The organism is Amycolatopsis sp. NBC_00345, from assembly GCF_036116635.1.
GTDB lineage: Bacteria > Actinomycetota > Actinomycetes > Mycobacteriales > Pseudonocardiaceae > Amycolatopsis.
In genome coordinates, this window is sequence record NZ_CP107995.1 from 583,712 (window position 1) to 598,334 (window position 14,623).

The 14,623-nt window shown below is 72.4% G+C and carries 10 protein-coding genes; 8 read left to right on the forward strand and 2 right to left on the reverse strand.

Annotated features, from left to right (window positions below):
* Positions 1-41: 41 nt before the first annotated feature.
* The 8 genes from OG943_RS02755 (at position 42) to OG943_RS02790 (ending at position 12,634) form a co-directional block, all read left to right on the forward strand.
* Positions 42-1,778 (forward strand): IucA/IucC family protein, encoded by a 1,737-nt coding sequence (locus tag OG943_RS02755; protein WP_328611980.1) that lies wholly within the window; start codon positions 42-44, stop codon positions 1,776-1,778.
* The gene (locus OG943_RS02760) at positions 1,775-3,088 is read left to right on the forward strand and encodes a glutamine synthetase (RefSeq protein ID WP_328608069.1); all 1,314 of its coding nucleotides are present in this window, start codon (positions 1,775-1,777) and stop codon (positions 3,086-3,088) included. The genes OG943_RS02755 and OG943_RS02760 overlap by 4 nt, the downstream gene beginning before the upstream one ends.
* Before the next feature lie 129 nt (positions 3,089-3,217).
* Positions 3,218-4,630 carry a Si-specific NAD(P)(+) transhydrogenase gene (gene sthA / locus OG943_RS02765; protein WP_328608070.1) on the forward strand — a complete coding sequence of 471 codons (1,413 nt, stop codon included), beginning with the start codon at positions 3,218-3,220 and terminating at the stop codon, positions 4,628-4,630.
* 89 nt (positions 4,631-4,719) lie between these two features.
* Positions 4,720-6,633, forward strand: a complete 1,914-nt coding sequence (locus tag OG943_RS02770; protein ID WP_328608071.1) for an intein-containing Rv2578c family radical SAM protein — start codon at positions 4,720-4,722, stop codon at positions 6,631-6,633.
* A gap of 600 nt (positions 6,634-7,233) precedes the next feature.
* Positions 7,234-9,012, forward strand: coding sequence for an aspartate--tRNA ligase (gene aspS, locus OG943_RS02775; RefSeq protein WP_328608072.1), 1,779 nt, complete (start codon positions 7,234-7,236; stop codon positions 9,010-9,012).
* Positions 9,012-9,953, forward strand: a complete 942-nt coding sequence (locus tag OG943_RS02780; protein WP_328608073.1) for a DUF389 domain-containing protein — start codon at positions 9,012-9,014, stop codon at positions 9,951-9,953. Before aspS ends, OG943_RS02780 begins: the two co-directional genes overlap by 1 nt.
* Before the next feature lie 333 nt (positions 9,954-10,286).
* Complete coding sequence (locus tag OG943_RS02785; RefSeq protein ID WP_328608074.1) at positions 10,287-11,468, forward strand: phosphotransferase; 1,182 nt, start codon at positions 10,287-10,289, stop codon at positions 11,466-11,468.
* Between the two features lie 287 nt (positions 11,469-11,755).
* On the forward strand, positions 11,756-12,634 hold the full coding sequence (locus tag OG943_RS02790) for an SGNH/GDSL hydrolase family protein (protein WP_328608075.1): 879 nt from the start codon (positions 11,756-11,758) through the stop codon (positions 12,632-12,634).
* Here the strand turns inward: OG943_RS02790 and OG943_RS02795 are convergent.
* Entirely contained in the window at positions 12,600-13,355 is a 756-nt protein-coding gene (locus OG943_RS02795; protein WP_328608076.1) for a metallophosphoesterase family protein, read from the reverse strand. The two genes, OG943_RS02790 and OG943_RS02795, sit on opposite strands and share 35 nt — an antisense overlap.
* 61 nt (positions 13,356-13,416) lie before the next feature.
* A complete protein-coding gene (locus tag OG943_RS02800; RefSeq protein WP_328608077.1) occupies positions 13,417-14,619 on the reverse strand; it encodes a cytochrome P450 in 1,203 nt (400 codons plus the stop codon).
* Between the last annotated feature and the right edge of the window lie 4 nt (positions 14,620-14,623).

Below are 14,623 nucleotides of genomic sequence, written 5' to 3' on the forward strand. Positions count from 1 at the left end.
GCGCCGCGTGGCGTGCCGCGGGCTCGCTCGTCACGCACAAGATGCTCGGCGAGCTGTCGTACGAGGCGATGCTCGTGCCGAAGCCCGGTGAGCCGGCCGGCGACGGGCACCGCACCTGGCTGTTGGAGCTGCCCGGCGACGTCTCGTATCGCTTCGAGGCTCGGCGCGGTGCGTTCGAGTCGTGGACGGTCCGGCCGGGCAGCGCGGTCCGGGCCGCCGGCGGTGCGGAGGCGCCGGCCGACGACCCGCGCACGCTGGTCGTCGACGCGCGGGAAACGCTGGGGCTGACCGGGCTGCGGCTGGCCGACGTCCTCGCGGAGCTGACCGCGACGGTCGCGAACGAGGCGGCCCGCCTGCGCCGCGCGCCCACGGCCGTCGAACTGTCCATGATGGACTACAACCTCGCCGACGGGCACCTCACCGGGCACCCGCGGCTGGTGCTCAACAAGGGCCGCGTCGGCTTCTCCGCCGCCGACCGCGCGCGGTACGCGCCCGAGGCCGGGGCCGACATCCGGCTGCGCTGGTTCGCCGTGCACCGCGACCTCGCCGAGTTCCGCTGCGTCGCCGGGCTGACCGAGTCCGAGCTGCTGGCGGCCGAGCTGGACGAGGCCGAGCGGGCGGCGTTCACCGCGCGCGTCGCCGAGGTGGGCGAGCCCGCCGACTACCTGTGGGTGCCCGTGCATCCTTGGCAGGCCGACGAAATCCTCGGCACGCTCTACTCGGCCGAGCTGGCGACCGGGCGGCTGGTGGACCTCGGCGACGGCGGTGACGTCTACCGTCCACATCAGACAGTGCGTACTCTCGCCAACACCTCGCGGCCGGACCGGCACGACGTGAAGACGGCGGTTTCGGTGCGCAACACGCTGGTCTACCGCGGCCTGAACTCGGCGGCGACGCTGGCCGGCCCGTCGGTCACCGAATGGCTGCGCCGGATCGACGCGGCCGACCCGCTGCTGTCGCGCGAGTACCGGTTCGAGCTGCTCGGCGAGGTCGCCAGCGTCTCGGTGCGGCACCCGCTCTTCGGCGCGATCGAGGAGCTGCCGTACCGCTTCCACGAGACGCTGGGCGCGCTGTGGCGCGAGCCGCTCGTCGCCCGGCTCGGCGAAGGGGAGCAGGCGATCTCGTTCGCCGCGCTGCCCTACCGCGGCGCCGACGGCTCGGCCGTGCTCACGCGGCTGATCGAGCGCGCGGGCCATGGCGCCGAACAGTGGTGCGCGCGGCTGTTCGACCTGCTGCTCACGCCGTTGCTCCAGTGGCTGCTGCGTTACGGCGTCGGGTTCTGCCCGCACGGCCAGAACCTGATCCTCGTGGTCGACGCCGACGGGTGGCCGCTGCGGGTGGCCGTCAAGGACTTCGCGCAGGGCGTGGACCTGCTTGACGAGGAGCTGCCCTGCTACGCCGACCTCCCGCCGGAGGCGAACGCCGACATGCTGCGCTGGCCCGCGCACCTGCTCGCGCAATCGCTGTTCAGCTCGGTGTTCTCCGGGCAGCTGCGGTTCTGGGCGGAGGTCCTGCTCGACGACCTCGGCCTGCCGCGCGGGGTGTTCTGGGCGCTGGTGCGCACGGTCGTGGGCCGCTACCGCGACGAGAACCCGGACGTCGCCGCGCGGTTCGACGCGTGCCGCCTGTTCGCGCCGGACGTGGAGCGCGTGACGCTCAACCGCGAGCACTTCGCCGGGCAGGGCTTCGACAAGGTGGAGCGCGACGACGAGTTCGATGTCCGGTGGGGCCGGGTGCCGAACCCGCTGCACACGCCGGACCCGGACGGCGCCTGGTGACGCCGTTCGAGCGACCGGTCGGACCGCGTTCGCTGGCCGCGCGGGCCGCGGCCGCGGCGACGGCGGGGGAGGTGCTGCGGCGGGTGCTCGACGACGACGGCACCCGCCTGCTCCTGCTGGTGCCCGACCCGCACGCGCGGTTCGCCGCGGTGGAGGTCGGCGGGCCGTTCGCGGCCGAGGTGCTCGATGACGGTTACGGCGTGTGCAGCTACGTGTTCGCCTGGACCCCGGAGCGGGAGCCGTTGCCGGACGGCGGCGTGCTTTCCGCGTACCTCGGCGGTTTCGGCGACCTGCGGATGCGCCCGGACCCGGCCACGGCGGTGTCGCTCGGCGACCGGACGTGGGCGGTGGTGTGCGACGCGGAGTGGCCGTCGGGCGAGCCGGCAGGGCTGGCGCCGCGGTCGGTTTTGGGCGCGCAGCTGGCGGCGTTGGAGGAGCACGGGCTGGTGCCGTCGGCGGGGCTGGAGCACGAGGTCGTCTTCCGGGACGCCGGTGGCGCGCCGCTGACCTCACACGGCGTCGACTACGCGCTGGGCGGCACCGAACGGCTCGCGCCCCTGCTCGTCTCGCTGCGGGAGGCGGCCGCGGGCCTGGGTGTGGAGTCCGCGCGCGCCGAGTGTCACCCGGGTCAGTACGAGGTGGTGCTGCGGCATCGGGACCCGCTGGCCGCCTGCGACGACGCGTTGCTGCTGCAGCTGCTCACCCGCCGCGTCGCCGCCCGGCACGACGTCCGCGCCGACTACCTGGCCGCGCCGGAGCCGGGGCAGGGCAACTCGTGCCACGTCCACCTTTCACTGTCCACACCGGACGGACCGGCTCTGCTTTCCGGTCAGCTGGGTGCTTTTATGGCGGGCGTGCTGCGTGACGCGCGGGCGCTGACGGCCGTGTGGGCGCCGACGTGGAACAGCTACACCCGGCTGCGGACGGCGTCGTTCTCACCCCGCGTGCTCCGCTGGGGCCCGGACGACCGCACCGCCGCCGTCCGGCTGTGCGGGCCGCCCGCGTCGCCGCGGTTGGAGTTCCGCTTCGCGGGGGCGGACGCGCAGCCGCACCTCGTGCTCGCGGCCCTGCTGGCGTCGGGTCGCGCGGGTATCGAAGAGGAGCTGGCTCCGCCTTCCGCGGGGGTCGAGGTGGGTTCGCTCGCGCCGACGCCGTGGGAGGCGCTGGCGGCGCTGGAGGAAGGGCGCGTGGCCACGTTGCTCGGCGAGGACGTCGTGGCGCAGCAGTCGGCGTTGCTGCGCGAGGAAATCGCGGCGGGCCTCGACGGTGTGACGGACTTCCACCGGCGCCGCGGCGCGCTGCGGTCCTGACTCGTGAGGTCTCGGGTCGAACGCCGTCAAGGCCTCCTTGCCAGCGTGGGACGCGGGTAAGGAGGCCTTGACGGACTTTGGCCGCCGGGGGACTTGCGCGGCGGCGGGGGAGTGCGCAGGCTTCAGCACGTGAGCGAACACGAGTACGACCTCATCGTCATCGGCTCGGGGCCCGGCGGGCAGAAGGCGGCCATCGCCGCCGCGAAGCTGGGGAAGAAGGTGGCGGTCGTCGACCGGCACGACATGGTCGGCGGGGTGTGCGTCAACACCGGCACGATCCCGTCCAAGACACTGCGCGAAGCGGTGCTCTACCTGACCGGCATGAACCAGCGGGAGCTCTACGGGGCGAGCTACCGCGTCAAACAGGACATCACCATCGCCGACCTGCTGGCGCGCACGCAGCACGTGGTGGGGCGCGAGGTGCAGGTGGTGCGGTCGCAGCTGCTGCGCAACCACGTCGACCTCGTCGCGGGCACCGGCTCGTTCGCCGACCCGCACACGATCATGGTCGAGGGCAGGCACCCGGGCGACCGCCGGACCATCACCGGCGACTACGTCGTGATCGCCACCGGCACCCGCCCGGCCCGCCCCGCGCACGTCGACTTCGACGCCGCGCGGGTGCTCGACTCCGACGAGATCCTCCGGCTGGAGCAGATCCCGTCCTCGCTCGTGGTGGTCGGCGCCGGGGTGATCGGGATCGAGTACGCGTCGATGTTCGCCGCGCTCGGCTCGCGCGTGACCGTGGTCGAGCAGCGGGACCAGATGCTCGACTTCTGCGACCCGGAGATCGTCGAGTCGCTCAAGTTCCAGCTGCGCGACCTCGGCGTCACCTTCCGCTTCGGGGAGAAGGTGGCGAACGTGGCGGTCTCCGCCGACTCGACCGTCACCACGCTGGTGAGCGGCAAGCGCATCCCGGCCGACGGCGTCATGTACTCGGCCGGCCGGCAGGGCGTGACCGGCGAGCTGGCGCTGGACAACGCGGGCCTGATGGCCGACGAGCGCGGCCGGCTGTCCGTGGACGAGCACTACCGCACCGAGGTGGAGCACGTCTACGCGGTCGGCGACGTGATCGGTTTCCCGGCGCTCGCCGCGACCTCGATGGACCAGGGCCGGCTCGCCGCGTACCACGCGTTCGGCGAGCGCGCGAACGGCTTGGGCGCGCTGCAGCCGATCGGGATCTACACGATCCCGGAGATCTCGTACGTCGGCGCCACGGAGGCGCAGCTGACGTCGTCCTCGGTGCCGTACGAGGTCGGCATTTCGCGCTACCGCGAGCTGGCGCGCGGGCAGATCACCGGTGACAGCTACGGAATGCTGAAGCTGCTGGTGTCCACTATGGACCGCAAGGTGCTGGGCGTGCACGTGTTCGGCACCGGCGCCACGGACCTCGTGCACATCGGCCAGGCGGTGATGGGCTGCGGCGGCACCGTCGACTACCTGGTGGACGCGGTGTTCAACTACCCGACGCTGTCCGAGGCGTACAAGGTCGCCGCGCTGGACGCGACCAACAAGATCCGGGCGCTGGAGCGGTTCCCGGTGTGATCGGTCCCTCGGCCCGGTGACCAGCGTCGCGAGCGGGACGTTCGAACATATGTTTGACAGCTCTCTAGAACATGTGTTCGACTTGATGGGTGCGATGGGAACGGCAACGGGCAGGGGAGGGTGAGCCGATTCTGCCGGGCCTGGACGGCCTGGTGCGGTCGGTGCGATCACCGGAGTTCGACGGCGTCACCTTTCACGAGGTGCACGCCCGGTCGGTGCTGAACAAGGTGCCCGGGGCGTCCCCGGTGCCGTTCCGGTGGACGGTGAACCCGTACCGGGGCTGCTCGCACGCGTGCACGTACTGCCTGGAGGGCGGCACCCCGGTGCTGCTGGCCGACGGGCGGGCCAAGCCGATCGCCGACCTGGCGGTGGGCGAGGCGATCCTCGGCACGCGCGGCCACGGCGTCGCGCGGCGGCTGGTGCCCACGGAGGTGCTGGCGCACTGGACCACGGTGCGCGAGGCCTACCGCGTGACGCTCGACGACGGCACCACGCTCGTCACCGGGCCGGACCACCGGTTCCTCAGCGCCCGCGGGTGGAAGTACGTCACCGGCAGCAGGCTCGGCACCGCGCAGCGGCCGCACCTCGAGGCGGGCACGGAACTGGTCGGCGGCGGGCGGTTCGCGCGCACGCCGGACGACACGCTCGGCTACCGCGCCGGCTACCTGTGCGGGATGCTGCGCTCCGGCGGTTTCGCGGCGGAGCCGGACGCGGCCGAGCGGGCACTGCGGTACCTGCCGGACTTCGGCTCCTCGGTGGGGTTCATGCGCATCCCGGCGGAACCGGACGCGCACTGGTCGCGCGGGTTCCTCGCCGGGCTGTTCGACCTCGCGGGCTCCTACCGCCGCGGGGTGCTGTCGATCGCGCACGACGAGACGGATGTCGTCGACACGCTGTTCGCGGCGCTGGAACGGTTCTCCTTCGGCTACGAGACGGTGGGGCACCGCAGCCACCCGGGCCGCCGCGTGGCGCGGGTGTCCGGCGGCACCGGCGAGGTGCTGCGGTTCCTGCACCTGGCCGACCCGGCCGTGGCGTGGAAGCGCTCGCTCGACGGGACCACCATCGGCTCCGTGCGGCGCACCGTCGCGGCGGTGGAGTCACTGGGGCTGGAGCTGCCGCTGTACGACATCACCACCGGCACTGGCGACTTCGTGGCCGACGGCATGGTGTCCCACAACTGCTTCGCCCGCAACACCCACACGTACCTCGAGTTCGACGCGGGCCACGACTTCGACACCCAGGTGGTGGTGAAGGTCAACGCGCCGGAAGTGCTTGCGGCGCAACTGAAATGTCCGGGCTGGCAGCGCGAGCACGTGGCGATGGGCACGAACACCGACCCGTACCAGCGCGCGGAGGGCCGCTACCGGCTGATGCCCGGGATCATCCGCGCGCTCGCGGGCTCGGGCACGCCGTTGTCGATCCTGACGAAGGGCACGGTGCTGACGCGCGACCTGCCGCTGCTGGAGTCCGTGGCGAAGGACGTCCCGGTGCGGCTGGCGGTCTCGATCGCGCTGCTGGACCGGGAGCTGCAGCACCGGCTGGAGCCGGGCACGCCGAGCCCGCAGGCGCGACTGGACCTGGTCCGCAAGGCGCGCGCGGCGGGCCTGCCGTGCGCCGTGATGGTCGCCCCGGTGCTGCCGTGGCTGACGGATTCCGCCGAGGCCCTGGACGCCCTGTTCGCCCGCCTCGCGGAAGCCGGGGCCGGCAGCGTCAGCGTGCTGCCGCTGCACCTGCGCCCCGGCGCGCGCGAGTGGTTCGCCTCATGGCTGGGCCGCACGCACCCCGAGCTGGTGCCCCGGTACAAACGCCTGTACTCCCGCGGCGCCTACGTGGACCGCGGCTACCGCGAACGCCTCGGCGAACGCGTCGGCCCGCTCCTGCGCCGCCACGGCCTCGCCCCACGCCACGAGGACGACCCCCGGCCGCCCCGGCGCATGGTGGAGGTTCCGGAGCCCCGGGTCGAGGAGGTGGTCGCGGGAGCGGAACAACTCCGCCTGCTGTGACGGCGGCGCAACCCGGCTTGCTGCGACGGCGGCGCGGCTGGCTTGCTGCTGGGGCGGCGTGGCTTGGCTTGCCGCGGCGCTGGCGCAGCGCGACTTGTTGCGGCGATGGCGTGGCTCGGCTCGCTGGGACGGCGGCGTGGCTTGGCTTGCTCTGAAAGCGGTGCGACTCGGCTTCCGGTGACAGCGCTGGCGGTCGGGCCGCCCCGAGCGCAGCAGGGCTCTGCTGCGGGTGCGTAGCTTCGCGTGTGCGGAGCCGAGCGCGGACCGAGCACGCGGGACCCACGTATGCGGCCGCGCTTGCGGATCCGGGCGCGCTGGCCGGGTGTGCGAACCCGAGCATGCAGACCCGAGCATGCAGACCCGAGCATGCGGACCCGCGTATACAGACCCGCGTACACAGACCTGGTCGCGCGGATCGCGGGTGCCCGGATCCGGAGCCAAAGTCGTCCCGCACCCGTCGCGCCTGGCCGTCCCGCTGCCCGGCCAGGCCGGACCCGGACCGGCCGGAGAAGCCTGGTAGCACGGCCGCCGGGGCCGTTCGTTAGCCTCTGTGTTCGGCGAAAACCGTCGTGAACCCGTGGGCGAAGGAGAGCAGTCGCAGTGCTCCGCACTCATCAAGCCGGCACCCTGCGTGCCGGGCAGGCCGGTCAGAACGTCACCCTCACCGGCTGGGTGGCCCGGCGGCGAGATCACGGCGGAGTCATCTTCATCGACCTGCGCGATGCCAGCGGCGTCGCCCAGGTGGTGTTCCGCGAGGGCGAGATGGCCGAGCGCGCGCACGCGCTGCGCTCCGAGTTCTGCGTGAAGATCGTCGGCGAGGTCGCCCGGCGGCCCGAGGGCAACACGAACGCCGAGATCCCCACCGGGGAGATCGAGGTGCTCGCCACCGAACTCGAGGTGCTGTCCGAGGCGGCGCCGCTGCCGTTCCCGATCGACGACCGCGTGGACGTCGGCGAGGAGATCCGCCTCAAGCACCGCTACCTCGACCTGCGACGCAGTGGCCCGGCCGCCGCGATGCGGCTGCGCAGCGAGGTCAGCCGCACCGCGCGCGAGGTGCTGCACGAGCAGGACTTCGTCGAGGTCGAGACGCCGACGATGACCCGCTCGACCCCCGAGGGCGCGCGCGACTTCGTCATCCCCGCGCGGCTCAAGCCCGGCTCGTGGTACGCGCTGCCGCAGTCGCCGCAGCTGTTCAAGCAGCTGCTCATGGTCGGCGGCCTGGAGCGGTACTACCAGATCGCCCGCTGCTACCGCGACGAGGACTTCCGCGCCGACCGCCAGCCCGAGTTCACCCAGCTCGACATCGAGATGAGCTTCGTCGAGCAGGACGATGTGATCGCGCTCGGCGAGGACATCGTCACCGCGCTGTGGAAGCTGATCGGCCACGAGATCCCGCGGCCGATCCCGCGCATCACCTACCACGAGTCCATGGCGAAGTACGGCTCAGACAAGCCGGACCTGCGCTTCGACCTCGAGATCACCGACATGACGGAGTTCTTCGCGGACACGCCGTTCCGCGTGTTCCAGGCGCCGTACGTCGGCTCGGTCGTGATGGCCGGCGGCGCCGACCAGCCGCGCCGCCAGCTCGACGCGTGGCAGGAGTGGGCGAAGCAGCGCGGCGCGCGCGGCCTCGCGTACATCCTCGTCAACACCGACGGCACGCTCGGCGGGCCCGTCGCGAAGAACCTGTCGGAGACCGAGCGCGAGAACGTCGCGGCCGCCGCCAGCGCGAAGCCCGGCGACTGCATCTTCTTCGCCGCCGGCAAGGCGGGCGCCACGCAGCCGCTGCTCGGCGCCGCGCGCGACGAGATCGGCAAGCGCCTCGGCCTGATCGACGAGGACGCCTGGTCGTTCGTCTGGGTCGTCGACGCGCCGCTGTTCGCGCCGGTCGAGGACATCGGCGACGACGTGGCCGTCGGCTCCGGCAAATGGACCGCCGTGCACCACGCGTTCACCTCGCCGACGCCGGAGTGGATCGACAAGTTCGAGTCCGACCCGGGCAGCGCGCTCGCGTACGCCTACGACATCGTCTGCAACGGCAACGAAATCGGCGGCGGCTCGATCCGTATCCACCGCGGCGACGTGCAGAAGCGCGTGTTCAGCCTGATGGGCCTGTCCGACGAGGAGGCGCAGGAGAAGTTCGGCTTCCTGCTCGACGCCTTCGCGTTCGGCCCGCCGCCGCACGGCGGCATCGCGTTCGGCTGGGACCGCATCGTCATGCTGCTGGCCAAGGCCGACTCGCTGCGCGACGTGATCGCCTTCCCGAAGACCGGCGGCGGCTACGACCCGCTCACGGCCGCCCCCGCGCCGATCACCGCGCAGCAGCGCAAGGAGGCCGGCATCGACGCGAAACCCACGCCCCCGGCGCCGTCGGCCTAGTGCTGCACTTGCGGGCCGTGTGCCCGCCGGAGCGGACCACCGAGGTGGTCGGGTTCCTGCGGGCCCACGCCGGCACCGCGCACCTGGTGGTGCACCGCGGGGTCGCCGTCCAGCCGGAGGGCGACCTGATCGAGGCGGACATCGCCCGCGAGGCCGCGGACGAGATCGTCGACGCCCTGTGCGCGCTGCGCCTCGACCGTTACGGCGGCATCACGCTCGAGGCACTGGACACGGCGCTGTCCGACGCGGCCGACGCCGCGGAGGAGGCCGCGCCCGGTGAGGGCGCGGATGCCGTGGTGTGGCAGGAACTGCTGGGCCGCACGGGCGAGGAGTCGCGCTGGAACCTGACGTTCCAGGCGTTCCTGGTGATCGCGTGCCTGCTCGCGGCCGTCGGGGTCGTCACGGACTCGGCGGTCACGATCGTCGGCGCGATGGTGGTGGGGCCCGAATTCGGGCCGCTGGCCGCGATCGCGGTCGGCCTGGTGCTGCGCCGGCGCGACCTGATCGGCCGGGCCGGGGTGGCTCTCCTGATCGGCTTCCCGGTCTCGATGGTCGTCACGCTCGGCGCGGCGCTGCTGGGCTCCGTGACCGGGGTCTTCGATCCCTCGGCGATCGTGGACAACCACGAGGTCGACTTCGTCTACCAGGTCGGGGTCGCGTCGTTCGTCGTCGCGCTGCTCGCCGGCGCGGCGGGCATGCTGGCGATGACCTCGGCGAAGTCCGCCGCGCTGGTCGGGGTCTTCATCTCGGTGACCACGGTGCCGGCGGCCGGTTACGCCATGGTGGCCGCGGTGGCCGGGCGCTGGGACCGCACCGGCTACTCGCTCCTGCAGCTGCTGGTCAACCTGCTCGGGATCGTGCTCGCCGCGGCCGTGGTTCTCTTGGTGCGCCGCCGCAAACAGAGTTCTTCCGCGTTGACGCGACCGCTTTCGCCCGGATGACGAGGCAAACGGGTCACTTCGCACTTCGGGATCGGTTCGGTGTTTTCCCACTGCTCGCGCTGGGTAAGGAAAAGCGGTGAACCATCGCAGAGGAGTCCCCGCCGCGCCGGTACCCACGGTTTCCCGGATCGGTTCAGGTGGCAGGCGGACCAGCGCGGAACCGCGCCCGATACGGCCATTCCGCTGATCCTTCGCCTCAACAAGCAACGTTGCGGCGCTTTGTCACGTCCCGCTTTTCTGCAAGGAAGCAGTTTGCGCATGGGAAGCAGTTCGCGTCCCGCTGCCCGGATCAGTGTGGTCATGGTTGCTCAGTCACGAGTAGGGTCGGTGCCAATGACAGTCGACACCTCCTCCACCGACGATTCCACCGTCGGTGCGGGAGCCGAGCCCGTCGCCGCGGCGATCGCGGCGGGGGAAAGCGTGTTATCGCGCCGCTTCGGCAGCGCGATCACGCTCGTGTCGCCCGAGAACCTCGCCGGCAGCGGGCCCGCGACGGTGCTGCGGGCGCGGGTCGTTTCCTCGTCCTTCGCGCTGCCGCGCACGTTGGTCATCAAGCACTACCCGGATCCGCCGGAGCCCGGTTACGCCGACCCGTTCGCGCAGGAGGCGGTGAGCTACCAGCTCTTCACCGCGCTCTCGCCCGACGAGCGGATGTGCCCCGAACTGCTTGCGCACGACGGCCGCCAGCGGGTGCTCGTGATCGAGGACCTCGGCCGCGCCCCGACGTTGCACGACAAGCTCTCCGCGCGTGATTCCCGCGCGGCGGAGCGGGCGCTGCTGTCGTGGGCCCGTTCGCTCGGCCGGCTGCACGCGAGCACCGCGAGCCGCGAGGCCGACTTCAACGCGCTCCTGCGCCGGCTCGGCGGCCCGGTCCGCAACGAGGACAACGACCTCGCCGAAACCCTCGACGAGGTCCCGCCGCTGCTCGAGGAACTGCTGGGCATCGTCACGCCGGAGCCGATCCGCGCGCGCGTGGCGGAGTCCGTGGCGCTGGCGCGGTCGGCGGCGTTCCGCGCGTTCAGCCCGTCGGAGCTGAGCCCGGAGAACAACCTGGTCACCGGCTCGGGCGTGCGCTTCCTGGACTTCGAGCGCGGCCGCGTCCGCACGGCACTGGTGGACGCCGCGTACCTGCGCCTGCCGTTCGCCTCGTGCGACGACGCCCTCGCGTTGCCCGCGGGGATGAGCGAGGCGATGATCGCCGCGTGGCGCGCCGAAGTGGTCGGCGTCTGGCCCTCCTTCGCGGACGACGAGGAACTCGCGGCCCAGCTGACGGTCAGCGAGCTGCTGCTCGTCTGGCTCATCACCAGCGACATGCTCCCGACCCTGGACCTCACCCGCCACGCGACGCCGGTCAGCCGCGAGGCCGCGCTGGTCACCTGGTGGCGCGAGCTGGCGAAACACGCTGGTTACGCGCGCCTCACCGACATCGCCGAGCACGCCACCCGCGTGGCCGCCGCGCTGGGCGCCCGGCTGGGCCCTCACGCCGACCTGGCCTTTTACCCCGCCTTTCGCTGACAGCCCGGCCGGAACCGCCGACGTGCGCTGACGCGCGCCGGCGGGTGGGCCACGCCGTGGTTCTCGCCCGTACGCCCCCGAGCGGCTGGGGGACAGTGCCGCTGTGTGCCCACGCACGGCTTGGCACGGCCGTGTGACCGTTTCGCGCCGTGAATCCGCTTTCCCGGCGAAAACCCGTGTGACCGGGTTGTCCTTTCCGAAGGACCGGGCCCGGGGCGTGCCAAGAGTTCCCCGCCCCGTCCATGCCGCGTTACCTCACCATCACCGAGGGTGGGTTTCGGTGCCGGATGGTCTTTCGCGTGACCGTGATCAGTGTCCAAGTCACCCAGGTTCCGCAGCCCGCCGCGTCGCCGGAACCGCGGGAGCCTGCCGCACCGCGGGAATCCGCAGCGCCGCTGAAGAACGCGCGGCGCCTCGCCGTGCTCGGGGACTCCACCGCGGTGGGCCTCGGCGACCCGCTGCCGCACCGGGGCGGCTGGCGCGGGGTCGGGCCGCTCGTCGCCGAGGCGCTGGGCGTCGGCGAGGACGGCTACCTCAACCCGTCCTTCACCGGTGCCCGCATGAACTGTGTGCTCTCCCAGCAGCTACCGCTCGTGCTGGCGCACCGGCCGGACGTCGCGCTGATGGTGGTCGGCATGAACGACACGCTGCGCCCCGACTTCGACGCGGCGCGAATCTCCGCCGACCTCACCGAGATCATCCGCACGCTCGCCGCGGCCGGCACCACGGTCGTGCCCGTGCGGTTCCACGACCACGGCAAGGTGTTCCGCCTGCCGCAGGCGCTCAAGCGGGCGCTCAGCGCGCGGGTCGCCGAGCTGAACGCCGCCATCGACTCGGTCGTCGCCACCGAGGGCGTGCCCTGCCTCGACCTCGACACGATGCCCGGCGCCTACGACCTCACCGCGTGGAGCGTCGACCGCCTGCACCCCTCGGAACTCGGCCACCGGATGCTCGCGGTGGGCTTCACCGCGCTGCTCGCCGACGCCGGGTTCGCCGTGCCGGAGCCGGTCAGCCTGACCTGCTCGGGCGGCGTGGAACCGAGCGCCGCGGGGCACTTCGGCTGGCTGGTGGCCAAGGGCGTGCCGTGGCTGTGGCGTCGGGGACGCGAATTCCTGCCCTACGCCGCGGTGATCATGTGGCGCTCGTTCCGCGGGCACGCGGGCTGAACACCCGCAGCGCTTCGGCGTCCGAGACCGGGTGCCGCACGAAGTAGTCCGCGAACTCCCCGACGTCCTCGTACCCCGATTCCGCGACGAGCTGCCGGCACGCTTTCTCGGCGTCGTAAGGAGTTCGCCGAAGTTCGACGCCCGGGCCGAGCCGCGCCCAGTGCGCACCCGTTGTCCCGTAAGGCATTCCGACGCTGCCGGGGTTGACCACGCGGCGCCGGTCGGCGAGCCGGGTGAACGGCATGTGCGTGTGCCCGCACACCACGGTCGGGGCGGTGACGCCTTCGAGCACCTCCGCCCAGCGCGAAAGTGGACTGTCGACGAGCACTACTTCCTCGTCGTCACGCGGTGTCGCGTGGCAGAACAGCACCTCGCCGAGCCCGTCGATGTCCAGCGTGACGGTGAGTGGCAGCCCCGCCAGCAGCCGCACCTGGTCAGGCCTCAGCCGCGCGGCGGCCCACGGCGCGATCGGGTCCGGGATGCTCGTCGTCCCGCCGCCGGCCAGCGTGACCAGCTCGCGGTCGGCGTTGCCGCGCACCCAGACCGCGCGGTCGCCGAGCGCCACGAGCCGGTCCAGCGTCGGCACCGGAAGCGGTCCCGCCGCGTGGTCGCCGCACAGCACCACGACGTCGGCCGCTTGCACGTCCGGCTCCGCCAGCACGGCGTCGAGCGCCGGCAGCACGCCGTGGATGTCCGAGAGCACCGCGACCGAGGAGGGCATCGGCCCAGCCTGCCCGCCGCCAGGCCGTCGGCGAAGGGTGTTCGCCGACGGCGCAAGGACTTCAGGCCTGCAGCGGCAGCACCTTCACCCCGGTCATGTTGGGGTTGGGCTGGAACGTCGGCGGCTCGCCCGGGATCGTGCGCAGCGACGGGTACCGGTCCAGCAGGACGTTCAGCGCCACCCGGCCTTCCAGCCGCGCGAGTGGCGCCCCGATGCAGAAGTGGACGCCGCGGCCGAACGCCAGGTGCGGGTTCTCCGCACGCGTCGGGTCGAACACGCCGGGGTCGGGGAACTGCCGCGCGTCCCGGTTGGCCGCGGCGACCCACAACAGGAGCATCTGGTCGGCGGGGATGGTCGTGCCGCCCAGCTCCACCTCGGTGGTGGTGACGCGGGCGACGGCGGAGAACGGCGACAGGAACCGCAGCGACTCCTCGATCACCGGCGGCACCAGCGCGCGGTCGGCGCGGGCCCGGCCGGCCCACTCCGGGAACGCGTCGAGGCACAGCACGGTGTTGCCGAGCAGCATCGTGGTCGTGATGTGCCCGGCGATCAGCAGCACGTTCGCGAAGTTGACGATTTCCGCGCGGTTGAGCCGTTCCCCGTCGACCTCGGCCTCCACCAGCTTGGTGAGCAGGTCCTCCCGCGGGTGCTTCCGGCGCTCGTCGGCGTGCCCGCCGAGGTAGTCGGTGAAGTTGCGGGTGATCCTCAGCTGCTCCTGGAACAGCTTCTCCTGCTCCTCGGTCCGCTCGCCGAGGGAGATCTGGTCGCTGCTGCTGAACAGCTGCTCCACCCAGTCCCGGAACAGCTCGCGGTCGCTGGCCGGCACGCCGAGCAGCTCGGCGATCACGATCACCGGCAGCGGGTAGGCGAGGTCCTCCACCAGCTCCAGCCGGTCGCGCCCGGCCGCGGCGTCGAGCAGCTCGCGGGTGATCTGCTCGATCCTCGGCTCGAGGTCGGCCACCACCTTCGGCGTGAACGCGCGGCTGACCAGCTTGCGCATCTTGTTGTGGAACGGCGGGTCCATCTGCAGCAGGTTGCCTTCGGTGAACTCGGCGAGGTCCTTCTCCGACGCGGCCGGCACCAGCCGTTTGGTGTCGGACGAGAACGTGGCCGGGTCGCTCAGCGCCTGGTGCGCTTCGGCGTGCCCGTAGACGTTCCAGGTGCCCAGCTCCTCCTTGAACTCCACCGGGCCGGCGGGCTGGACCCCGCGCAGCCAGAACTGGTCGTGGTGGACGGCCCAGGTCGACGGGAGTGTGGTGGTCATGGTT

What these genes read in the sequence shown, in the direction of transcription:
- OG943_RS02755 (WP_328611980.1), top strand. Translation starts at nt 42, where the DNA reads ATGCTCGGCGAGCTGTCGTACGAGGCGATGCTCGTGCCGAAGCCCGGT.
- OG943_RS02785 (WP_328608074.1), top strand. Translation starts at nt 10,287, where the DNA reads ATGACAGTCGACACCTCCTCCACCGACGATTCCACCGTCGGTGCGGGA.
- OG943_RS02790 (WP_328608075.1), top strand. Translation starts at nt 11,756, where the DNA reads ATGGTCTTTCGCGTGACCGTGATCAGTGTCCAAGTCACCCAGGTTCCG.
- OG943_RS02795 (WP_328608076.1), bottom strand. Translation starts at nt 13,355, where the DNA reads ATGCCCTCCTCGGTCGCGGTGCTCTCGGACATCCACGGCGTGCTGCCG.
- OG943_RS02800 (WP_328608077.1), bottom strand. Translation starts at nt 14,619, where the DNA reads ATGACCACCACACTCCCGTCGACCTGGGCCGTCCACCACGACCAGTTC.